The sequence below is a fragment of the Pseudomonas guariconensis genome (assembly GCF_040822035.1).
Classification (GTDB): domain Bacteria; phylum Pseudomonadota; class Gammaproteobacteria; order Pseudomonadales; family Pseudomonadaceae; genus Aquipseudomonas; species Aquipseudomonas guariconensis.
This window is the reverse complement of record NZ_CP162012.1, coordinates 3466786-3489460: the sequence shown is the minus strand read 5'-3', so window position 1 is coordinate 3489460 and position 22675 is coordinate 3466786. Positions and strand designations below refer to the sequence as shown.

The window sequence follows — 22675 nt, the reverse complement described above, 5'->3', positions numbered from 1 at the left end:
GGATCAATACTCGGCGACGACTTGGCCATCACCCCCGGTAACCGGTGGGCGGTGCTGCTGGCTGTGGTCCTCGGTGTCGCCCAGGCGCTTGACCAACTCGTTGAAATCGCTGGAAAGCTTGTCGTGGTCGGCCTGGAGCTTCTCGCGGGCTTTCTTTTCCGCTGCGAAGGCTTCGGCCTGCTCTGCGCCGTGGGTAGCGATCTGCTCGATCAGCTCGCCCAGGGCGCTGAAGTTGGCGGCGTCCTTGCCCTCTTTGTCCTTGCTCTTGCCAAGGAGGTCGCTGACCTTTTCGCGTAGGGTGGCGAACATGCTGGGGGTCTCGGCGACTTCCTCGAATTCGAGAAGAGCCTCTTCGGCGGCGGTGAAGAGGTTGTCTTTGTCCTGCTTGCGATTGGCCAGGGTGCCGTTCTTGGCACTGAACTGCAGCGCTTCGGTACCCAGGCTGGCCGGGGTGTCGGTGATTGCAAGGCCGACTAGGTAGGCCTTGCCGGTGTCGGCGAAGTTGGGGTTGACCTCGATGGAGGTGTAGACCTTCTGGCCTGCCTTGTTCAGGGCCAGCAGGGCGTCGTTGGGCTCCAGTTGGGTGAACAGGGCAAGCTTCTTACTGCCGTTGATTTCGATCTCTTCGGCCTTGCAGGCCAGCACATCGCCATAGGCGCCGAACTCACCACCAGGCCATGCCCACTTGATGTGCTCGCAGTTAATACGGGCACCGTAAGTGTTGGGGCTGTACAGAGCGGCCATCTGCTCGATCCAGGCGCGCTCGATGTTGCGGCCATCAGTGGTGGCGCCTTCGACGGCGACGCGGAACCACTTGGAGCGAAATTTCTTGGTGGGGGTGTTGGTTGCGGCCATGCGGGCTTTCCTCAATCCGGGGCGGTGGGCCTTTCGTTGAGGGCATGGTCGGCAGCCAGCACATGAGCGGCAACGCGCTGAGGCTGTAGCGGGGCGCGTTACAGGGCTTGGCGGTGGGGCCACGCGCGCGCGAACGGCAGCATCGGCGCCATGAATGCCATCGTCGATTTGCCTACTGATCACCGCCGCCATGCCAAGCACCTGTACTGGCAAGGCTATCGCGTGTGCGAGATCGCCGAGCTCATCGGCGAGAAGGAAAAGACTCTGCACAGCTGGAAGGCCCGCGACGAGTGGGACCGGGCCACGCCGCTGGAGCGGATTCAAGCCGCGACGGAAGCCCGGCTTGTCCAACTGCTGTTGAAGGACCCGAAGTCAGGCACCGATTTCAAGGAAATCGACCTGCTGCACCGGCAGCTGGAGCGGCAGGCCAGGATTCAACGCTACCAGGGCGGTGGTACCGAGACGGAGCTTAATCCGAACATCGCCAAGCGCAACGAGGGACCGAAGAGGGCTCCCAAGCGCAACGAGCTGAACGAAGAACAGATCGAGACGCTTGTCGAGGCGTTCCGCGACAGCTGTTTCGACTACCAACTCGACTGGTACCGCGCGGGGAACATGCGCACCCGCATGATCCTGAAAAGCCGCCAGATCGGCGCGACCTTCTACTTTGCACGCGAGGCGTTGATCGACGCGATCACCACCGGGCGCAACCAGATTTTTCTGTCCGCCAGCAAGGCGCAGGCGCACCAGTTCAAGACTTACATGCAGTCATTCGTCAACGAGGTGCTGGGGGTGAAGCTGACGGGCGACCCTATCGTCCTCTGGAACAACGCCGAGTTGCACTTCCTGGGCACCAACTACCGGACAGCGCAGGGGCGCAGCGGCAACTTCTACTTCGACGAATTTTTCTGGGTCCACGGGTTTGCCGAGATCAATAAGGTGGCCTCGGGTATGGCGCTACAGAAAAAGTGGCGCAAGACCTACTTCTCGACACCGAGCAGCATGGCGCACCCAGCGTATTCCTACTGGACCGGGGAGCGGTTCAACAAAGGCAAGCCGAAAGCGAAGCATATCCAGCTGGACGTGAGCCATGAGGCGCTGCAACAGGGCCGGCTGTGTGAGGACCGTATATGGCGGCAAATCGTCACGATCCTCGACGCCGAGTCCCGCGGCTGCGACCTGTTCGACCTGGACGAGCTGCGGGACGAATACGACGCCGCCGCCTTCCAGAACCTACTGATGTGCCAGTTCGTCGACGACGGGGCGAGTATCTTCCCCCTGGCCATGCTGCAGCCGTGCATGGTGGAAAGCTGGGACTGGCCGGACTACAGCCCTTTCGCGGAGCGTCCGTTCGGCGAGCGTCCGGTCTGGGTGGGGTACGACCCAGCCGAAAGTGGCGACTCGGCCGGCCTGATCGTGGTGGCCCCGCCGCTGGTACCGGGCGGCAAGTTCCGCATCTTAGAACGCCACCAATTCCGGGGCATGGACTTCACAGCCCAGGCTGAGACGATCCGGCAGGTTACCCGCCGCTACAACGTCGCCTATATCGGGATCGACACGACCGGCCTCGGTGGAGCAGTGGCGCAGTTGGTTCGCCAGTTCTTCCCGGCGCTGAAGACATTCTCCTACAACCCGGAGGTCAAGACCCGCCTGGTGATGAAGGCGTGGGACGTGATCAGCAAAGGCCGTCTGGAGTTCGACGCGGGCTGGACGGATGTTGCGCAGTCGCTCATGGCCATCCGCAAGACCATTACACCAGGCGGGCGCCAGTTCACCTATACGGCAGGACGCAACGACAGCACCGGCCATGCCGACCTGGCCTGGGCGCTCTTTCACGCACTGCACAACGAACCGCTGGAAGGTCAGACCCCGGCCAATACCGGCATCATGGAGATTTATTGAATGAGCACTATCGACCAGGGCGGCAACTTGCCGGCGAACACTGTGGAACCGGTGGCCGCGACTGCCGGCCGCGCCGAGGCCTTCACCTTTGGGGAGCCGGTGCCGGTGCTGGATGGGCGGGAGATCCTCGATTACCTGGAGTGTTATGACAACGGCCGCTGGTACGAGCCGCCCGTATCGCTCGATGGCTTGGCCCGTTCGTCCAGGGCGAGTGTGTACCTTCAGTCTGGCCTGGTGTTCAAGCGTAACGCGCTGGCCAGGACCTTCGTGCCACACAAGCTGCTGAGCCGTCAGGCGTTCGAACAGATCGTCATGGACATGGGCTGGTCTGGCAACCTGTACCTGGAGAAGCGCGACAACATGCTCAAGCAGGCGCACGGCCTGTTGCCTTGCCTGGCGAAGTACATGCGCCGGGGCAACCAAGCTGGCAGCTTCTACCAGGTGCGCGGCTGGAGGGACGAACACGAGTTCAAGCGCGGGAGCATCTGCCATCTGCGTGTGGCCGACATCAACCAGGAAATCTACGGTCTGCCGGAGTGGCTGCCGGCGCTTCAGAGCGCGCTGCTCAACGAGGCGGCAACTCTGTTCCGGCGGAAGTACTACCAGAACGGGTCGCACGCTGGGTTCATCCTGTATATGACGGACGCCGCCCACAACGAGGACTTCGTCAACGATCTGCGCAGCGCAATGAAGAACAGCAAGGGGCCGGGCAACTTCCGTAACCTGTTTATGTACGCGCCTGGCGGCAAGAAAGAAGGCCTGCAGCTGATTCCTATCAGTGAGGTAGCAGCCAAGGACGACTTCGGCGCCATCAAGAACATCAGCCGCGATGACCAACTCGCAATGCTGCGCATCCCGCCTCAACTCATGGCGGTGGTGCCGCAGAACGCTGGTGGGTTCGGCTCGATCCGCGATGCGACTCAAGTGTGGGCGGTCAACGAACTGGAGCCTGAACAGGCCCGCTTGCGTCAGATCAACGATTGGCTGGGTGAAGAGGTGGTGCGATTTACGCCGTATGAGCTACCGACCGCAGCTAACTGACTGAACGCGCATACGAAAAAGCCGCCCATGAGGCGGCTTTTTTTGTCCCGAGCAACTGAAAACGTGCGGGGCGACAGAATGAAAAACCCCAGTAAATCCTATCATTTATGGTCTCGGCAAGCCACTGTTAAAACCCATTCAGCCCAATAAACACGGGGCTTTCAGAGTAACGGGTAGACCGGTGCTACCTCGCGCCATATGCGAGCATCAGGCAAGCAGCCCCAAGTCGAGAATGGACCTGGTCGCGTAACGGTTTCAAAGTGAAGCCGAGCACGAAGCTGGGTCACTTCTCGTTGCAGCGCCATAACCTGTTTGTTCAAGCCCTCATTGATCATGGTCAGCTTGAGAATGTCTCGGTTCGCCTTAGCCAGGTACAGCCAGGCTTGCTCACCCTCATGTGTCAGCAACAGGATCTGGTGCTCAAGCGTTTCCTCTCGCGTGGGCATGCCCAAGTCGAACCCGTCCTCATCGATCAGCACCGCACTGTCCTCCCCATACAGTCACTGTATGAGCATACAGTATCAGCAAGTGGGGCCATTTGCCGAGCTGTCGGCTGGGCGGTGCTGTTTGACCCCGGCGCGCGCGCTCGTCCCCCCGCCACGCCCGCGGGCTAAATGTGTGGGAATTTCTGCATGCCTGCGTCAATGCCAAGGCAGCGCAGTCACTTAGGGGCGAGGGAGGTATAGGGGAGGGTGGCGTTCTGCGAATCCCTGCAGCAAGGCCTATTCCTGGAGCGTGTACGGCATCAGTCAGCTCGTTTCAGGTTGACCCTTCAAAAGAGGTAATTTTGGTTAGGGGGTGGTTGATACACCTCTGCAGGCCTTCTAGCACAAGGGTTTCAGCGATTACCAAAAAAGGTAATTTAAGGTAAGGCGAAAGGTAATTTATTCGTAAGTGATTGATTTTAAAGGATATCGCTTTTCCCGATGCCAACCCTTAAGAGAGGTAATCCGGTTACCTTTCGATTACCAAAAAATTACCTTTTTCAAAATCGCTACAGCCCTTGAGTTACGTGGCCTCCAGAGCATTTCAGAAATCAAATTACCAAAATTACCTTTTTTTGATGGGTCAACCTGAAACGGCGATTCCCTATAGGGGGGCGCGCTGGCAGGGCGACGTCCACATCCGCACTGGGAACACTCTGGGAACAAAAACGCTTGCACACTCACCCTCACAACCACGAAACTCGCGGCCTCCAGAGCAGCTGTCGGTGTGGCGATGAGTTCGAGTCTCTTCGTCCGCACCATCCTTGGTTTTGCCGCCTTTCGTTGAGTCGCGCTAAACCCATAAAGAAGCCGCCTGGAGCGGCTTTTTTATTGTCTGCAGTTTCTTCAAGCATCAGTGCCCGGCGTGTGGTACTGGTGCTGCTCGGGCAAAAATTGTTAGATTTCAGCCGGTTGAAATAGGGCAAGCGGGCCCGATATAGGAGCTGTCGCATGATTGCAAAAGAAGCTCGCCAGGCATTGGCACTGCAGCGTTTCGCTGAGGCCAATCCGCAATTGCTCGAGGAGATCCGCGAGCTTGGTGCGCATGAACAGGCCCAGCAGATCCAGTGGGCGTTCGAGGATGCTGCGCAAGAGCAGGGTGTCGAGCCTTGGGAGCTGGCATTGCAATTGATCGCTCAAAGCCCCGAGGAGCTGCAAGTCATGCGCTTGGAGGTGCACCGTGAGGTGGCCGAGGCGCTAGGGATGAGCTGGGAAGAGTATTGCCAGTTCAACGAGATCGACTCCGACTGAGCTCTGCCTTTATATAGCTGCATTGTTTGACAAGTTTTTACAGCGCAAGCGACGTGCAACCGCCGTTGCGTGCAAGCGATACGCGGGGGCTTCGGCGGCGCGCCGTGCGGGGCCTTCAATGAAATTGACCGGTGTGGTTCTCCGTCATCTGGGGTGGGGTGACTTCTGATGCGCGAGTCACTAGAATGCTTGCCCTTGATTCTGGAGTCGGGCTATCGCCGGCTAACGTCTGTGCAACGAGGAATATCCATGCAAGTTTCTGTTGAAAACACTTCCGCTCTCGAGCGCCGCATGACCATCGCCGTTCCGGCCGAGCGCGTCGAGAACGAAGTCAACAAGCGTCTGCAGCAGACTGCCAAGCGCGCCAAGGTCGCCGGCTTCCGCCCAGGCAAGGTGCCGATGAGCGTCATTCGTCAGCGTTTCGAGGCCGATGCCCGTCAGGAAGCGTTCGGTGACCTGGTCCAGGCTTCCTTCTACGAAGCCATCGTCGAGCAGAAGCTGAACCCGGCTGGTGCTCCTGCTGTCGAGCCCAAGTCCTTCGAGAAAGGCAAGGACCTGGAATTCGTCGCCATCTTCGAAGTCTTCCCAGAGTTCACCGTTAGCGGCCTGGAGTCGATCAAGGTCGAGCGCCTGAGCGCCGAAGTCGCTGACGCGGACCTGGACAACATGCTGGAAGTGCTGCGCAAGCAAAACGTACGTTTCGAGGCCGTTGAACGTGCCGCCCAGAACGACGATCAGGTCAATATCGATTTCGTTGGCAAGATCGACGGCGAAGCTTTCGCGGGTGGTTCGGCCAAGGGCACCCAGCTGGTGCTGGGCTCCGGCCGCATGATCCCAGGCTTCGAAGACGGTCTGGTTGGCGCAAAAGCGGGCGAAGAACGCGTTGTCAACGTGACCTTCCCTGAGGACTACCAGAACCTGGACCTGGCCGGCAAGGCTGCCGAGTTCACCATCACCGTCAACAGCGTTTCGGCACCTCAGCTGCCTGAGCTGAACGAAGCCTTCTTCGCCCAGTTCGGCATCAAGGAATCGACCCTGGAAGGCTTCCGCGCCGAAGTTCGCAAGAACATGGAGCGTGAGCTGCGTCAGGCAATCAAGGCCAAGGTCAAGAACCAGGTCATGGACGGTCTGCTGGCCGCCAACCCGATCGAAGTGCCGAAGGCTCTGCTGGAGAACGAAGTCAACCGTCTGCGCGTGCAGGCTGTTCAGCAGTTCGGCGGCAACATCAAGCCAGAGCAACTGCCGGCCGAGTTGTTCGAAGAGCAAGCCAAGCGCCGTGTGGTCTTGGGTCTGATCGTTGCTGAGGTGGTCAAGCAGTTCGAGCTGAAGCCGGACGACGCCAAGGTCCGCGAAATGATCGAGGAAATGGCCTCGGCCTACCAAGAGCCGGAGCAGGTCATCTCCTGGTACTACAAGAACGACCAGCAACTGAACGAAGTCCGTTCGGTTGTGCTGGAAGAACAAGTTGTAGATACTGTCCTGCAGAAAGCGACTGTGACCGACAAGTCGGTCTCGTACGAAGAAGCTGTCAAGCCAGCACAGGCTCCTGCCGCCGCTGAGTGATAGGTCTTCTCTCGTAGGAAACCCCCACAAGCCAGCCTTCGAGCTGGCTTGTGCGTATTCAAGCCATGACTATTTGGGAGTGAGTGCAGGACATGTCCCGCAATTCTTATATTCAACAGAGCTCCGACATCCAGGCCGCGGGCGGTCTGGTCCCGATGGTTATCGAGCAGTCCGCCCGTGGCGAGCGCGCCTACGACATCTACTCGCGCCTATTGAAGGAGCGTGTGATTTTCCTGGTTGGTCCCGTAGAGGACTACATGGCCAACCTGGTGGTGGCACAACTGCTGTTCCTTGAAGCGGAAAACCCGGACAAGGATATCCATCTGTACATCAACTCGCCGGGTGGTTCGGTCACCGCCGGCATGTCGATCTACGACACCATGCAGTTCATCAAGCCGGACGTCTCGACCATCTGCATCGGTCAGGCCTGCAGCATGGGCGCATTCCTGCTGGCGGCCGGCGCTGCAGGCAAGCGTCACTGCCTGCCGAACTCGCGCGTGATGATTCACCAGCCATTGGGTGGCTTCCAGGGCCAGGCGACCGATATCGAGATCCATGCCCAGGAAATCCTCAACATCAAGGCGCGTCTGAACGAGCTGCTGGCCCATCACACTGGCCAGGATCTCGAGACCATCAAGCGCGACACCGAACGCGACAACTTCATGAGTGCCGCGCGCGCGGCCGAGTACGGCCTGATCGACTCGGTCTACGACAAGCGGCAACTGGCGTCCTGAACCAAGGTGCCAGAGCGGGTGGGCGCCGTTGGCGCCTACCTGCGGACTTGAAAAAGCCCGCAATTGCCTTCATCTTGTGTTTCATGCCTACCGGATTGGATCGATCGAATGACTGACACCCGTAACGGCGAGGACAGCGGCAAATTGCTCTATTGCTCCTTCTGCGGCAAAAGCCAGCACGAAGTGCGCAAATTGATTGCCGGGCCCTCGGTATTTATCTGCGACGAGTGCGTCGACCTGTGCAACGACATCATCCGTGAGGAGGTGCAGGAAGCCCAGGCCGAAAGCAACGCGCACAAATTGCCATCGCCGAAAGAAATCAGCGGTATCCTGGACCAGTACGTCATTGGTCAGGAGCGCGCGAAAAAGGTGCTGTCCGTAGCGGTGTACAACCACTACAAGCGCCTGAACCAGCGTGACAAGAAGGGCGACGAAGTCGAACTCGGCAAGAGCAACATCCTGCTCATCGGGCCGACTGGCTCGGGCAAGACCCTGCTCGCCGAAACCCTTGCACGCCTGTTGAACGTACCGTTCACCATCGCCGACGCCACCACCTTGACCGAAGCCGGTTACGTGGGTGAGGACGTCGAGAACATCATTCAGAAACTGCTGCAAAAGTGCGACTACGACGTGGAAAAGGCCCAGATGGGCATTGTCTATATCGATGAGATCGACAAGATCTCGCGCAAGTCGGACAACCCGTCGATCACTCGCGACGTGTCGGGCGAGGGCGTGCAGCAGGCGCTGTTGAAGCTGATCGAAGGGACTGTGGCTTCCGTGCCGCCTCAGGGTGGTCGCAAGCATCCGCAACAGGAATTCCTGCAGGTTGATACCCGCAATATCCTGTTCATCTGCGGCGGTGCGTTCTCGGGCCTGGAAAAGGTCATTCAGAACCGCTCCACCAAAGGTGGCATCGGTTTTGGCGCTGAAGTGCGCAGCAAGCAGGAAGGCAAGAAGGTCGGCGAGTCCTTGCGTGAGGTCGAACCGGATGATCTGGTCAAGTTTGGCCTGATTCCGGAGTTCGTCGGCCGTCTGCCGGTGCTGGCAACCCTCGACGAGCTGGATGAGGCTGCACTGATGCAGATCCTCACCGAGCCGAAGAACGCCTTGACCAAGCAGTATGCCAAGCTGTTCGAGATGGAAGATGTGGACCTCGAGTTCCGTAGCGACGCGCTCAAGGCGGTTGCTCGCAAGGCGCTCGAGCGCAAGACCGGCGCCCGGGGCCTGCGTTCGATCCTCGAAGGCGTGCTGCTTGACACCATGTACGAGATTCCTTCGCAGAAGGATGTCAGCAAGGTGGTGATCGACGAGAGCGTCATCGATGGCACCTCGCAGCCTTTGCTGATCTACGAGAACAGCGAGCCGCAAGCCAAGGCCGCACCTGACGCCTGAGTCGGGTAAGCCAAGTCGAGCAAGAAAGGGGCCTATGGGCCCCTTTCTGCTTTTCCGATCTCAACGCTTGTAATTTTATGGACCTGCCCCCACATTAGGTCCAAGCATCATTTCCACCGGTTTCCGGCCATAAGGCCGCTGTAGAGGCGAAATCATGAAGACCACCCTCGACTTGCCTCTTTTGCCATTGCGCGATGTCGTTGTTTATCCGCACATGGTCATCCCGCTGTTCGTGGGACGCGAGAAGTCCATCGAAGCCCTTGAGGCGGCGATGACGGGCGAGAAGCAGATCCTCCTGCTGGCCCAGAAGAATCCTGCCGACGATGACCCGGGCGAAGATGCCCTGTATCGCGTCGGTACCATTGCCACTGTCCTGCAATTGCTGAAGCTACCCGACGGTACCGTCAAGGTGTTGGTCGAGGGCGAGCAGCGCGGCGCCGTCGAGCGTTTCACGGAAGTGGAAGGGCATGTCCGTGCCGAAGTCACCCTGATCGATGAAGTCGAGGCCGCCGAGCGCGAGTCGGAAGTCTTCGTGCGCACGTTGCTGTCGCAGTTCGAGCAGTACGTCCAGTTGGGCAAGAAGGTCCCGGCTGAAGTCCTGTCCTCGCTCAACAGTATCGAAGAGCCCGGCCGCCTGGTCGACACCATGGCCGCCCATATGGCCCTGAAGATCGAGCAGAAGCAGGAAATCCTCGAAATTGTCGATCTACCGACCCGGGTCGAACATGTCCTGGCATTGCTCGATGCAGAGATCGACCTGCTGCAGGTCGAGAAGCGTATCCGTGGCCGGGTCAAGAAGCAGATGGAGCGCAGCCAGCGCGAGTACTACCTGAATGAGCAGATGAAGGCCATTCAGAAGGAGCTCGGCGATGGCGACGAGGGCCACAACGAAGCCGAGGAGCTGAAGAAGCGTATCGAAGCTGCTGGCCTGCCCAAGGACGCCTTGGCCAAAGCCCAGGCCGAGCTGAACAAGCTCAAGCAGATGTCGCCGATGTCCGCAGAGGCCACTGTGGTTCGCTCCTACCTGGACTGGCTCGTGCAGGTGCCTTGGAAAGCCCAGAGCAAAGTACGTCTGGACCTGGCCAAGGCCGAGGAAATCCTCGATGCCGATCACTATGGCCTGGAAGAGGTCAAGGAACGCATCCTTGAATATCTCGCTGTGCAGAAGCGCGTGAAGAAGATTCGCGGCCCTGTGCTTTGCCTGGTAGGTCCACCTGGCGTTGGTAAAACCTCCCTGGCCGAATCGATCGCGGCTGCTACCAACCGCAAGTTCGTGCGCATGGCCTTGGGCGGTGTGCGTGACGAAGCCGAGATCCGAGGCCATCGTCGCACCTACATCGGTTCCATGCCGGGTCGTTTGATTCAGAAAATGACCAAGGTGGGTGTACGCAACCCGCTGTTCCTGCTCGACGAGATCGACAAGATGGGCAGCGACATGCGCGGCGATCCCGCCTCGGCATTGCTGGAAGTGCTCGACCCTGAGCAGAACCACAACTTCAACGACCACTACCTGGAGGTCGACTACGACCTCTCGGACGTGATGTTCCTGTGCACCTCGAACTCGATGAACATTCCGCCGGCGCTACTCGACCGGATGGAGGTCATCCGCCTGCCGGGCTACACCGAGGACGAGAAGATCAACATCGCGGTCAAGTACCTGACGCCCAAGCAAGTGAAGGCCAATGGCCTGAAGAAGGGTGAACTGGATATCGATGTCACGGCGATCCGCGACATCATTCGTTACTACACCCGCGAAGCCGGCGTGCGCGGTCTGGAGCGCCAGATCGCCAAGGTCTGCCGCAAGGTGGTCAAGGAGCACACCGGCGAGAAGCAGCTCAAGGTCAAGGTGACCGGCGAGCAGCTCGAACATCTGCTGGGCGTGCGCAAGTTCCGCTACGGCCTGGCAGAGCAGCAGGATCAGATCGGCCAGGTCACCGGCCTTGCCTGGACCCAGGTGGGCGGCGAACTGCTTACCATCGAAGCCGTGGTCATCCCCGGCAAGGGCCAGTTGATCAAGACCGGCTCTTTGGGCGACGTCATGGTCGAATCGATCACCGCCGCGCAGACCGTGGTACGCAGCCGTGCCCGCAGTCTGGGCATCGCCGCCGATTTCCACGAGAAGCACGATGTGCACATCCACATGCCCGAGGGCGCTACGCCTAAGGACGGCCCAAGTGCGGGTATCGGCATGTGCACGGCGCTGGTCTCGGCACTTACCCAGATTCCGGTGCGCGCCGATGTGGCCATGACCGGTGAAATCACCCTGCGTGGCCAGGTTCTGGCCATCGGTGGCTTGAAGGAAAAACTCCTCGCGGCACACCGCGGTGGGATCAAGACGGTGATCATTCCAGAGGAAAACGTTCGTGATCTGAAGGAGATTCCGGAAAATATCAAACAGGATCTTCAGATCAAACCGGTCAAATGGATTGACGAAGTCCTCCAAATTGCGCTGCAATACGCCCCGGAGCCCTTGCCAGATGTGGCTCCGGAGATTGTCGCGAAAGATGAAAAGCGCGACGGCGATGCTAAGGAAAGAATTAGCACGCACTAGTACGTATTTCGCTGGGGGGCTTTCCTTGACAGTTTTTTCGGGGCCTTGCTATAAAACGGCACGCCAGTGTCAATAGGCCGCCCAGTGCTCGTTTCATAAGCTTTTCATTACATACTTAGAAACAAACTCAATAGAGATATAAGGGGACTTAGAGTGAACAAGTCGGAACTGATTGACGCTATCGCCGCATCCGCTGACATTCCGAAAGCTGTAGCTGGCCGTGCGCTGGACGCAGTCATCGAATCCGTCACCGGCGCCCTGAAGCAAGGTGACGATGTTGTACTGGTTGGCTTCGGTACCTTCTCGGTCAAGGAGCGCGCTGAGCGCACCGGCCGTAACCCGCAAACCGGCAAGGCGATCAAGATCGCTGCTGCCAAGGTTCCAGGCTTCAAGGCTGGCAAAGGCCTGAAAGACGCCGTCAACTAAGTCGTCTCTTTCAGCCGGACCTGGTCACACCAGGCCCGACCGCGTGACGGCGGGGCCGCAAACGTTCCCGTTGGCACGCTCGCTTTGAAAAGGCGCATCCCACAGGATGCGCCTTTCTTCTATCAGGACTCTACCCACGCTCCACGGTTGTCGACGCAGTGGTACAACCGTTTCTGGGGGACGCATGCTGCAGAATATCAGGGACAATTCACAAGGTTGGATTGCCAAGACCATCATCGGCCTTATCGTCGTGCTGATGGCGCTGACCGGCTTCGAGGCCATTTTCCAGGCCACCAGCCATAGCCAGGACGCCGCCAAGGTGAACGGCCAGACCATCAGTCAGAACGAGCTGAGCCAGGCCGTCGACATGCAGCGCCGCCAGCTGATGCAACAGCTGGGCAAGGATTTCGACCCAGCACTGCTGGATGAAAAGATGCTGCGCGAAGCTGCGCTCAAAGGGCTGATCGAGCGCAAGCTGCTGTTGCAGGGTGCCGAGGACGCCAAGTTCGCCTTCTCCGAGGCCGCGCTGGATCAGCTGATCCTGCAGACACCGGAGTTCCAGGTCGACGGCAAGTTCAGCGCCGAACGTTTCGATGCGGTCATTCGCCAGATGGGCTATGGGCGCATGCAATTCCGCGAGATGCTCGCCGAGGAAATGCTCATCGGGCAATTGCGCACCGGCCTTGCCGGCAGCAGCTTCGTCACCGACAAACAAGTCGAAGCCTTCGCTCGCCTGGAGAAGCAGACCCGTGATTTCGCTTCGCTGACCTTCAAGGCCGACCCGGCCGCCGTCAAGGTGAGCGACGACGAGGTCAAGGCGCACTACGACCAGCACGCCAAGGAATTCATGACACCCGACCAGGTGGTCATCGATTACATCGAGCTGAAGAAGTCGGCCTTCTTCGACCAGGTACAGGTCAACGAGGACGAACTCAAGGCCCTGTACGAGAAGGAAATCGCCAACCTGGCCGAACAGCGCCATGCCGCGCATATCCTCATCGAGGTCGACGACAAGGTTTCCGATGCACAGGCCAAGGCCCGTATCGAAGAGATCCAGCAGCGTCTGGCCAAGGGAGAGGACTTTGCCACACTGGCCAAGGAATTCTCCAAGGACCCAGGTTCGGCCAGCAATGGCGGTGATCTCGGCTTCGCAGGCCCAGGCGTCTACGACCCAGCCTTCGAGGATGCCCTGTACAAGCTGAACAAGGACCAAGTATCGGCACCGGTGCGCACCGAGTACGGTTACCACCTGATCAAGCTGCTAGGTGTGCAGGCACCGGAAGTGCCGACCTTTGCAAGCCTAAAAGACAAGCTGACCCGCGAACTCAAGACCCAACAGGTCGAACAGCGCTTCGTGGAAGTGACCAAGCAGCTGGAAGACGCCGCGTTCGAGGCCTCTGACCTGGCTCAGCCGGCCCAGGACCTGGGCCTGAAGGTTCAGACTTCGGCCGCATTCGGTCGGGAAGGCGGTGAGGGCATCACGGCCAACCGTTCGGTCGTCCAGGCCGCTTTCAGCGAAGAAGTGCTGGAAGAGGGCGCCAACAGCAATGCCATCGAGCTGGATCCGGAGACCGTGGTCGTGCTGCGTGTCAAGGAGCATCGCAAGCCGGAGCAGTTGCCGCTGGAGGCTGTGGCCAAGAACATCCGCGAGCACCTGGCCAAGGAGAAGGCGACTGCCGAGCTCAAGGCCAAGGCTGACAAGCTGATCGCTGGCCTGCGCGATGGCGCCATCCCGCTGACCTCCGAACAGGAAGGCCAGAAGTGGAAGACCCAAGAGGCCGTTACGCGTGGCCAGGACGGTATCGATCCGGCCGAACTGCAAGCGGTATTCCGCCTGGCCAAGCCTGCCTCCAAGGACAAGCCGGTCTACGGCAGTGTGGTCCTCGGCGATGGCAGCCTGGTGGTGTTGCAGCTCAAGGGGGTCAACGAAGGCGCTGCAGCCACTGACGAGGAGAAAGCGCAGATCCGCCGTTACCTCGCTTCGCGTGCAGGCCAGCAGGACTTCGCGGCCTACCGTAAGCAACTAGAAGCCGCGGCTGACGTCACTCGTTACTGAGTGCTATCGCCGCAACAAGACAGGCCGCTCATGCGGCCTTTCTTGTTTTTTGGGAGGGGCTAACGCCGCTCACCTTCGTAGATGTCCATCGTGTCCCGGGCAATTTCCCGTCCCAGGGCGATCAGTTCCGGCGCCTTGTAGAACTCGAAGAAGCGGCACACCCGCTTGGGCACGTTGATCAGCACGTCTGGCGGATAGCCAGCGATCTTGTACTGAGCGAGGGAGGTCTGCATGACTTCGAAGCTCTGGTTGATCAAGTCGAGCAAGGACGCAGGCCCTACGTTATCGACGATGAAGGAACCGGTGGCGGACCTGGGCGCGCCGCCACGTTCGGGGGCCGCTGCCGGCTGCTGGCCTTCCGGGTCGGCAGACTCGCCAAGCCAGGGGTCGCTGGCGTTCAGTCCCTCGGCGACGATTTCCTGTTCGATGCGCATCAATTGTTCGGCCGGTTTGCGGCGAAAGGGCAGACGTGAGCCCAACGAGCTGATGACCGCGTCGAACCGCATCTTGAACGCTGCAGGCCGCTCGATCACCGGCAATTGGTATTGTTTCTGGTTGGTGGCATTGAGGTTGACGGCGATGATCAGGTCGCAATGGCTGGACACCACCGGCACGATCGGCAGCGGATTGAGAATGCCGCCATCGACTAGCATGCGGTTACCCTGCATCACCGGTGTGAACAGGCTGGGGATCGCCGCCGAGGCCCGCATGGCCTGGTGCAGGCAGCCTTCCTGGAACCAGATCTCCTGCTGGTTGGTGAGGTCCGCTGCCACCGCCGTATAGGGAATGGACAGTTGTTCGATGTTCACCTCGCCGACGATCTTGCGGATCTGGCCAAACACTTTGTCGCCGCGGATCGCGCCTAAGCGAAAGCTCACATCCACCAGGCGCAGCACGTCGAGGTAGTCCAGGCTCTCGATCCAGCTGCGGTATTCATCCAGTTTTCCGGCAGCATAGATCCCACCGATCACCGCACCCATCGAACAGCCGGCGATGCAGGCGATTTCGTAGCCGCGTCGCTCTATCTCCTCGATCACGCCGATATGCGCATACCCGCGTGCGCCCCCCGATCCCAGTACCAATGCCACGCGTTTGCTCATGACTGTCCCCCTACTGCTGTGCAACCATGGTCCAACAATGCACCCATTGTTGCCTGTGCTTCAATGTAGACCGTGCTGGGCTACGCTGAGCAGGGCACTTTTCGCTTGCCTGAGCGTCGAACGGCCACTCTTTTTGTTCAAACTTGAGGTTACTGACTGATGAAAGCCTGGATCTGCCTTCCCCTGATCGCCCTTGCCCTCACCGGTTGCGCGGGCAAGACGGCGTACCGTGACAGCTGTGCGACTCAGCTCGATGCTGCATGGAAGGAGCTGGACCTGGCCAAGGCCGAAGGGTTTGCCGGCACCGTCAGCTATTCCAAGGCCCTGTCGCTGTTGACCGGCGCCAAGACGCAGCAGCAGTTCGAGGCCTTCGAAGGCTGTAGCCGCAAGGCCGAGAAGGCGCGTTTTTACATCCGTGAGTCCCGCGCGGGTCGTTGATCCAGGAGGGCTGTATGGCCGCCATGCTCGATCATGTCATCGCCCAGGTGCTGGCCTTGCAGGTCCGTCTGCTGGCATGCCGGGAGCGGCTGGCGGCCGATGTCGACAGCGAAGCCTTGCACGACCTGCGTACAAGCCTGCGGCGCCTGCGGAGCCTGCTGCGGCCTTTGCGGGGGCTGCCCGGTGTCGAGCAGTTGGAGGACGCCGCGCGCTCGCTGGGGGCGCTCACGACCCCCTTGCGGGACCGTGAGGTGCTAGCGGCCCACCTGATCGGCCAAGGGCACCAGCAGGCTGGGGCGCGTCGTCTGGAGGGCAGGGCGGGCATCTTCGCCAGTGTGGCCGTGAGCCGTCAGCTCGCCCGGGTGCTGGCGATCATCGACACCTTTCCGTTATTCCTGCGGGCCTGCGCGCGCGAAGGCTTGGCCAGTGGCCTGGACAAGCGCATCGACAAGCGCCTGAACAAACAATGGCGCAAGCTCGAGAAAGCGCTTGACGACCCCAGCCACGACCGTCATCGCCTGCGTTTATTGATCAAGCGGGTGCGCTATGGCGACGAGGCGTACCCACAGCTGGAGCACGCCGGAAACAAACTGCAACGCCTGCTCAAGCGCACCCAGGCCGACCTGGGCGATTGGCACGACCGTGTGCAATGGCTTTTGCTGGCGCGTGATCACGCCGATCTGGCGCCCTTCAAGAAAGCCTGGGAACGCGAGCTGCATGAGGCCGAGCAGAAGGCCGATGCCACCCTTGAGGCCTTGCGGGCATCCGTGGCGCGTCGATAGCCATAGGGAATGGCCATTATGCGGGCTGTCAGCCAGACACTCGCTGGCTAATATCGGGGCACGTCCTGACGCGGGCACGTCCCGTGGCAGCCAATCAAGCCCCGGTGCAGGAGCCGAACATGAATTTCACGCAATTGCTCAGCGCCGTGCGCGAGTGTCCCGAATCTGTCAGTGTGCCGGCCAGTTGGGGCCAGGGGCGCGCGGTATTTGGCGGGCTGATGGTCGCGCTGATGCATGAGGCGATGCGTGCCAAGCTTGGTGAGGGACGTCCGGTGCGGTCGTTGGCTGTCACCTTTGTTGGGCCAGCGACGCCGCAGGTGCCGATCAGTTTCGAGGTCGAGGTGTTGCGTGAGGGCAAAGCTGTCAGCACGCTGCTGGGACGCGCGGTGCAGGAGGGGCAGGTGGTGACCCTGGTACAGGGCAGCTTCGGAGATGGCCGTCCTTCGGCAATCGAGGTCAAGGCTCAGCCTGCCGTGGACATGAAGCCGCTAGAGCAGTCTGCCGCCGAATTGCCCTATATCAAAGGCGTGACGCCTGAGTTCATGCGTCATGTGGCTTTGCGTTGGGCCATTGGCGGCCTGCCGTTCAGCGGTAACGATGATCGACGGATGGGCGGTTGGGTACGCCTGCGCGATATGGCCGACGGGCCGGCGAGCGAAGCGCATCTGCTGGCAATGGTCGATGCCTGGCCGCCCAGTCTGCTACCGCATCTTAAACAACCTGCCGCAGGCAGCACCCTGACCTGGACGATCGAGTTCATTCAGCCAGCGCCCAAGCTGTCGACCTTGGACTGGTGTCGTTACTGTGTCGAGACCGAGCACGCCCGCGATGGCTATGGGCACGCTTCGGCCGCCCTGTGGACAGCCGAGAACGAGCTGATTGCCTTGAGCCGACAGACCGTGACGGTGTTCGCCTAGATCTGGGCAGCTAGCGGCGATGCTTGTGGCGCTCGCGCCAGGCACGCCACCAGGCACCGCTCAGCAGAAAGCGCGGAAAGGTGATGAATTGCTCGGTCAGTACACGCTGAACGGCGTCCTTGCGGCTGGCGAAGGGTTCGGATTGCTCGGTTTCCAGACGATGGCCGTGGCGCTGCAGTCCAAGGCCAGCGGCCAGGGCGATCAAGCCGATGGCCAGTTGGCCGAGGTCCAGGCCAAATACCCCGCCGAGCATCAACAGGGCGCCCAGGATGAACAATGGGACGGCGATCAGATGCAGCACCAGGTTGGTCGGATGCCGGTGATTGTGATGGTAACCACGCCATTGCCAGGCGTGCAGATTGGGCAGGCGTTTGCTCATGGGCATTTCCTCTCGGTCATGCCCAAAGCTTAGTGTGGCCCTACGGCGAGGGCCAATCGAGGCGGGATATCGGCCTTATAGCTTGAGCTGGCCGATGGCTTTGTTCAGCTCGGCCGCCAGGGTCGCCAGCTCGTTGCTGGTGGTGGCAGAACCGACGGTCTGCTGGACCGTTTCCTCGGTGACGTCACGAATGCTCACCACCGCCCGGTTCATCTCTTCGGCCACCTGGCTTTGTTGTTCGGCGGCGACGGCGATCTGCGTGTTGCTCTCGCGCATTTGCGCGACGGCACTGGTGATCTCCAGCAACGCCTCGCCTGCCTCTTGGGCCTGTTTGACACAATCGTCGGCCTTGTAGGAGCTCTCCTGCATGAAATCCACGGCATCACGGGTACCTGCCTGCAGGGCGGACACCATGCCGGTGATTTCATCGGTGGAGGTCTGCACGCGCTTGGCCAGGTTGCGCACTTCGTCCGCCACCACGGCAAACCCACGTCCCAGGTCGCCTGCCCGGGCCGCCTCGATCGCAGCATTGAGGGCCAGTAGATTGGTTTGCTCGGCGATGCTATGGATGACGCCGACTACGCCGTTGATGCGCTGGCTGTCCTCGGCGAGCTGGCGAATCATTTCGGCGGTTTGCTGAACACCGCTGGACAGGCCGGCGATGGAGTCCTGCACACGTGTGACCACCGCCTGGCCGCTGCCGGCCAGGGTATCGGCGGTTTGCGACAGGTCACGGGTGGCGCCGGCATGCTGGGCAATGTGATGGACCGTGGCGGACATCTCGTTGATGGCGGTGGCAGCCTGGTCGGTCTCGCTTTGCTGGCCGATCATGCCGTGGCGCACCTCGTCCATGCTCGCTGCCAGGCGTGCTGCGCCGCTGTCCAATTGCGCTGCGGTACGAGCTACCGTGCTGACCACCCGGTGGTAGGTGGCTTGCATTGCATTGAAGGCGCCTGCCATCTGGCCGACTTCATCGCCACAGGACAGCGGGACACGGGCCGACAAGTCGCCAGTCTTCTCCACATGCAGCATCACGTCTTTGAGCGTATTGAGCTGGCTGAGCAAGAAACGGATCAGCAACTGCGAAGCGCAGAGCATCGCCAACATCAGAATCAGCACGCAGACCGCGTATTGGGTGAAGCGCTCGAAGAACACCTGGCGCAGGCTGGGGGATTCGGCCAGCACAGCGATGCGCTGCTCTGCCCGGTGGATCACTTGGGCGCCCTGCAAGGGATTGTTGCCCAGGACCCAGGCATTGGGCAGGGCGACCCAGCCTTGTGCATCGACCAAGGCCTCACGCGGCTGGTTGGCGATGACCGGCGTCTGCCCGGACTGCCACATCACGGCCTGGGAGGGTTGGGGCAGTGGTTGCCCTTCAGGCCAGGCCGCGATCAGCTCGGCCTGGGCAATGGCCTGGTTGCGCGCGCCTTCTGCACGGGCTTGCTGCTCCAGGTAAACCGCGTAGAGCACCAGGAGCAGGGTCGTGACGAAGGCCACCGCATTGACGGCCCAGAACTTGTACTTCAGGGAAATATTGCTAAGCCAGGCACCCATGGATAGGTCTTCTCTGAGTTGAGCGGAAACATTATTGGCAAGGTGCCATCATTGTGTCCGCTCGTCCCAGCGCCTGCCTTGATATGCGTCAACAAACCCCAGCCCGGCTTCAGGGCAGCTGGAAGAATGCTTTGGCGGTGGCAGTGGTGTGCGCGGCTGTCTGTTCCAGGGATTCTCCCCTGTGCAGCGCAACCTCTCGCAGGACTTCGGGCAGGAAAGCAGGCTCGTTGAGGCCCTTCTTTGGCTTCGGACGAAGGCTGCGCGGCAGCAGATAGGGTGCGTCGCTTTCGAGCATCAGGCGGCCTTCGGGAATATTGCCTACCAGCGGGTGAAGATGGGTGCCGCGGCGCTCGTCGCAAATCCAGCCCGTGATACCGATGTGCAAGTCCAGATCCAGGTAGGCGAACAAGGCTTGGCGCTCGCCGGTGAAGCAGTGCACCACGGCCGCTGGTAGGTGGTCACGATAGACTTTGAGGATCGCCAGCAGCCGTGCGCTGGCCTCTCGCTCATGGAGGAACACGGGCAAGCCCAGCTCGGCGGCCAACGCCAACTGAGCCTCCAGCGCTTTCTCTTGTTGCGGGCGGGGGGAGAAGTCGCGGTTGAAATCGAGCCCGCACTCGCCCACGGCCCGCACCCGCGGCTGGGCCAGCAGTTCACGCAGCAAGCGCTCGCTGGCGTTGTCCCAATGGCTGGCATCGTGGGGGTGGATACCGGCTGTGGTGAACAAGCGCAGGCTTTCCGGATCGAGCTGCGAAGCGAGCGTCAGGGCCTGTTCGCTGACCTGGAGGCTAGTCCCGGTGAGCACCATCTGGACCACGCCCGCCTGTACGGCCCGCTCGACGACAGCGGCCTGCTGGTCATGGAAACTGCTGTTGGTCAGGTTGACGCCAATATCGATCAGTTGCATCTTTCTACCTCGTGCCGCGGGCCGGCCAGCATAGCAAAAAACGGGAAATTCGTAAGAAATCCCAGAACTTCAAGTGGTTGTCGTGGTCTTTTAGCGTCATTTGTCATGGACGGACCTCGCTGTATGACACCCGCTCCCAGCCCCCGGACAGGTTCTCGCATGCTGCGATCACTGCTGATACCGCTGCTTGTCGGCTTGACCCTGGCCCCAGCGGCCAATGCGCGGCTGCCGGGGCCCCAGCAGCATGTTCCGGCCAGCCAGGTTCGCGACCTAGCACAGATCCGCAGCAGCAAAGTCCTCAGGGTTTTGGTCAACCAGAGTCGCAACAGCTCGGGTGAAGTCAAAGGCGAGCCGGTGGGTGTGGAACACCACCGCTTGCGAGGTCTCGAGCACTACCTAAATGCTCGGGCCCGGGACGGTCAGCAAATCCGCCTCAAGCTCATCCCCCGCGCCAAGGAACAATTGCTTGCCGCCCTGCAGCGTGGCGAGGGCGATTTGGCGGCCCCTGGCGAGCTGCTCGATCCTGCGCTGGTGCGTGGGGTCAGTGGCAGCGTAGCGGTCCAAGACCAGGTGCAATTGATGCTGGTCGGACGCAAAGGGGAGCGCGGCTTCACCCGGGTGGATCAGTTGTCCGGACGAACTGTCGCGTTGACCAGTGCCAGCGCCGCCGGCGCGGTGATCACCCAGATCAACCAGCAACTGGCGTTGCGCAAGCGTGCACCGATCAAGGTGGAGTGGGTCGATGCCAGTCTGGCGGTGGAAGATGTGCTGGAAATGGTCCAGGCAGGCATTTATCACCTGACCGTGGTGGAGCGCCCGATTGCCCAGCGCTGGGCTCGGGTGATGCCGCGCTTGCGGCTGGATTCGCGCGTGAGCCTGGGCCAGCCTCAGGCGATGCGCTGGTATGTGCGACGTGACGCCAGCATGTTGCTCGCCACGGTGGATCGCTTCCTGGAAGGCTACCGAGCACCGGCGAACCAGGACGCAGCCTTCGAGCGTATCTACCGGCGTCAATACCGTGTGCATGACCCGCTGGCGAGAAAGGACCGCAAGCGTCTGGAGTCGTTGCGCACGGTGCTGCAGAAGCATGGCGCTGCGCAGCAGATCGACTGGCTGAACCTGGCGGCGCTGGCGTTCAAGGAATCCACCTTCAACCCGGCGGCTCGCGGAGGTGGTGGCGCGCATGGGCTGATGCAGATCACGCCGGCAGCGGCTCGCCGCGTGGGGGTGAGTGATATCGCCTCGGTCGACGGCAATGTGCAGGCGGGCGCCCGGTATCTGGCATTGATCCGCCGCAAGTTTTTCGCCAGCCCCCAGCTCAACGAGCGTGAGCGCATGGCGTTTGTCCTCGCCGCCTACAACCTTGGACCGGAACGGGTCCAGGCCATGCGCGCCGAGGCGCGGCGCCGCGGGCTAAATGGCAATCAGTGGTTCTTCCAGACCGAGCGCATCGCCATGGAGCAGGTAGGCATGGGGCCGGTCAACTTCGTCAATAGCGTCAATAAGTACTTCTTGGCTTTCAATCGGCAGCGGGAATCGCTGGAGCGCGTCGCGAACCGCTAACAAATCGAATATATAGATGTAAATAGGCCGTTTATTGCGCTTTTTGTATCTATTTGGGTGATTAGAATGGCGCCATCTGCACACATCATCCCTTGATTCAGGAAGCATCGAAATGAACAACACACTCAACGCCCTGTTCGTTACCCGCGCCGGCACTGGTCTGAGCGTCATCCGTATCCTGGTAGGCATCATCTTCTTGGCCCACGGTGCCCAGAAGCTGTTCGGCCTGTTTGGCGGCTACGGGCTGGAAGGCACCGGCCAATGGATGGAAAGCATCGGCCTGGCCCCAGGCTACCTGATGGCTCTGTTGTCGGGCAGCGCCGAGTTCTTCGGTGGCCTGGCCCTTGTGATTGGCTTGCTGGCACGGCCTGCGGCACTGGCGCTGTCCGTGACCTTGGTGGTAGCGATCCTCTCGGTGCACATCAACAATGGCCTGTTCATGGCGAACAATGGCTACGAGTTCGCCCTGGCGCTACTGGCGGGTACGGTCGCGGTGTTGATCGAAGGCGCAGGCCGCTTCTCCCTGGACCGGCTGATCGCTCGCCACTGATCTGCGGCTAACATCGAACCCGCTTTCCAGGTGTACGGGTAAGCGGGTTTTTTCATGTGAAGGGGCAGACCTGCGAAAGTCTTAGCGTTTAGCTGCTATCGGTATCTTGTAACTTATCGCGTCACGCTCTAGCATACCGACTGCGCCGATTTAAACAGCTACTTGCGGGGCGCGGGATAACTCTTTTGGGTCATCCGAAATACCGCTAAAGCGCTGGTTCGGTGACGCC

The 22675-nt window shown here is 60.5% G+C and carries 20 protein-coding genes; 14 read left to right on the top strand and 6 right to left on the bottom strand.

Annotated features, from left to right (window positions below; translation table 11 throughout):
* Nucleotides 1-3: 3 nt before the first annotated feature.
* A complete protein-coding gene (locus AB1N67_RS16010; protein WP_367863189.1) occupies nucleotides 4-855 on the bottom strand; it encodes a GPO family capsid scaffolding protein in 852 nt (283 codons plus the stop codon).
* Nucleotides 856-1005: 150 nt separating this feature from the next.
* On the opposite strand from AB1N67_RS16010, the gene AB1N67_RS16005 reads away from it, so the two are divergent.
* Complete coding sequence (locus AB1N67_RS16005; protein ID WP_367863188.1) at nucleotides 1006-2757, top strand: terminase ATPase subunit family protein; 1752 nt, start codon at nucleotides 1006-1008, stop codon at nucleotides 2755-2757.
* Nucleotides 2758-3798 (top strand): phage portal protein, encoded by a 1041-nt coding sequence (locus AB1N67_RS16000; protein WP_367863187.1) that lies wholly within the window; start codon nucleotides 2758-2760, stop codon nucleotides 3796-3798. It begins immediately after the preceding gene.
* Between the two features lie 161 nt (nucleotides 3799-3959).
* Here AB1N67_RS16000 and AB1N67_RS15995 read toward each other — a convergent pair whose 3' ends face one another.
* Nucleotides 3960-4277: a hypothetical protein gene (locus AB1N67_RS15995; RefSeq protein ID WP_367863186.1), complete on the bottom strand. Its 318-nt coding sequence runs from the start codon at nucleotides 4275-4277 to the stop codon at nucleotides 3960-3962.
* A gap of 957 nt (nucleotides 4278-5234) precedes the next feature.
* Here AB1N67_RS15995 and AB1N67_RS15990 point away from each other — a divergent pair.
* From AB1N67_RS15990 to AB1N67_RS15960, 7 genes are all read left to right on the top strand, one after another.
* Entirely contained in the window at nucleotides 5235-5534 is a 300-nt protein-coding gene (locus AB1N67_RS15990) for a DUF6388 family protein (protein ID WP_043213478.1), read from the top strand.
* Between the two features lie 249 nt (nucleotides 5535-5783).
* Complete coding sequence (gene tig / locus AB1N67_RS15985; protein WP_070573986.1) at nucleotides 5784-7097, top strand: trigger factor; 1314 nt, start codon at nucleotides 5784-5786, stop codon at nucleotides 7095-7097.
* 92 nt (nucleotides 7098-7189) lie between these two features.
* A complete protein-coding gene (gene clpP, locus AB1N67_RS15980) occupies nucleotides 7190-7831 on the top strand; it encodes an ATP-dependent Clp endopeptidase proteolytic subunit ClpP (protein ID WP_043213484.1) in 642 nt (213 codons plus the stop codon).
* A 108-nt stretch (nucleotides 7832-7939) separates the two neighbouring features.
* Entirely contained in the window at nucleotides 7940-9223 is a 1284-nt protein-coding gene (gene clpX / locus AB1N67_RS15975) for an ATP-dependent Clp protease ATP-binding subunit ClpX (protein WP_043213487.1), read from the top strand.
* 154 nt (nucleotides 9224-9377) lie between these two features.
* A complete protein-coding gene (lon, locus tag AB1N67_RS15970) occupies nucleotides 9378-11774 on the top strand; it encodes an endopeptidase La (protein WP_090346869.1) in 2397 nt (798 codons plus the stop codon).
* 153 nt (nucleotides 11775-11927) lie between these two features.
* Nucleotides 11928-12200 carry a nucleoid-associated protein HU-beta gene (gene hupB, locus AB1N67_RS15965; protein WP_011533117.1) on the top strand — a complete coding sequence of 91 codons (273 nt, stop codon included), beginning with the start codon at nucleotides 11928-11930 and terminating at the stop codon, nucleotides 12198-12200.
* Between the two features lie 184 nt (nucleotides 12201-12384).
* Complete coding sequence (locus AB1N67_RS15960) at nucleotides 12385-14256, top strand: SurA N-terminal domain-containing protein (RefSeq protein WP_043213490.1); 1872 nt, start codon at nucleotides 12385-12387, stop codon at nucleotides 14254-14256.
* A gap of 59 nt (nucleotides 14257-14315) precedes the next feature.
* Here AB1N67_RS15960 and AB1N67_RS15955 read toward each other — a convergent pair whose 3' ends face one another.
* Nucleotides 14316-15356, bottom strand: a complete 1041-nt coding sequence (locus AB1N67_RS15955) for a patatin-like phospholipase family protein (protein WP_043213492.1) — start codon at nucleotides 15354-15356, stop codon at nucleotides 14316-14318.
* Between the two features lie 159 nt (nucleotides 15357-15515).
* Here AB1N67_RS15955 and AB1N67_RS15950 point away from each other — a divergent pair, with 159 nt between their 5' ends.
* The 3 genes from AB1N67_RS15950 (at nucleotide 15516) to AB1N67_RS15940 (ending at nucleotide 17493) form a co-directional block, all read left to right on the top strand.
* Nucleotides 15516-15794 (top strand): hypothetical protein, encoded by a 279-nt coding sequence (locus AB1N67_RS15950; RefSeq protein WP_043213493.1) that lies wholly within the window; start codon nucleotides 15516-15518, stop codon nucleotides 15792-15794.
* Between the two features lie 14 nt (nucleotides 15795-15808).
* The gene (locus AB1N67_RS15945; RefSeq protein WP_367863185.1) at nucleotides 15809-16576 is read left to right on the top strand and encodes a CHAD domain-containing protein; all 768 of its coding nucleotides are present in this window, start codon (nucleotides 15809-15811) and stop codon (nucleotides 16574-16576) included.
* A 119-nt stretch (nucleotides 16577-16695) separates the two neighbouring features.
* Entirely contained in the window at nucleotides 16696-17493 is a 798-nt protein-coding gene (locus AB1N67_RS15940) for an acyl-CoA thioesterase II (protein ID WP_043213497.1), read from the top strand.
* Nucleotides 17494-17503: 10 nt separating this feature from the next.
* Here the strand turns inward: AB1N67_RS15940 and AB1N67_RS15935 are convergent, their stop codons facing one another.
* From AB1N67_RS15935 to AB1N67_RS15925, 3 genes are all read right to left on the bottom strand, one after another.
* Nucleotides 17504-17872, bottom strand: a complete 369-nt coding sequence (locus AB1N67_RS15935) for an Mpo1-like protein (RefSeq protein ID WP_090346867.1) — start codon at nucleotides 17870-17872, stop codon at nucleotides 17504-17506.
* Between the two features lie 75 nt (nucleotides 17873-17947).
* Entirely contained in the window at nucleotides 17948-19426 is a 1479-nt protein-coding gene (locus AB1N67_RS15930) for a methyl-accepting chemotaxis protein (protein WP_102082611.1), read from the bottom strand.
* Between the two features lie 109 nt (nucleotides 19427-19535).
* Nucleotides 19536-20333: a TatD family hydrolase gene (locus AB1N67_RS15925; RefSeq protein ID WP_090346865.1), complete on the bottom strand. Its 798-nt coding sequence runs from the start codon at nucleotides 20331-20333 to the stop codon at nucleotides 19536-19538.
* Nucleotides 20334-20492: 159 nt separating this feature from the next.
* On the opposite strand from AB1N67_RS15925, the gene AB1N67_RS15920 reads away from it, so the two are divergent.
* The gene (locus AB1N67_RS15920; RefSeq protein ID WP_367863184.1) at nucleotides 20493-21896 is read left to right on the top strand and encodes a transglycosylase SLT domain-containing protein; all 1404 of its coding nucleotides are present in this window, start codon (nucleotides 20493-20495) and stop codon (nucleotides 21894-21896) included.
* A 112-nt stretch (nucleotides 21897-22008) separates the two neighbouring features.
* Nucleotides 22009-22446 carry a DoxX family protein gene (locus tag AB1N67_RS15915; RefSeq protein WP_043213508.1) on the top strand — a complete coding sequence of 146 codons (438 nt, stop codon included), beginning with the start codon at nucleotides 22009-22011 and terminating at the stop codon, nucleotides 22444-22446.
* Nucleotides 22447-22675 lie beyond the last annotated feature (229 nt).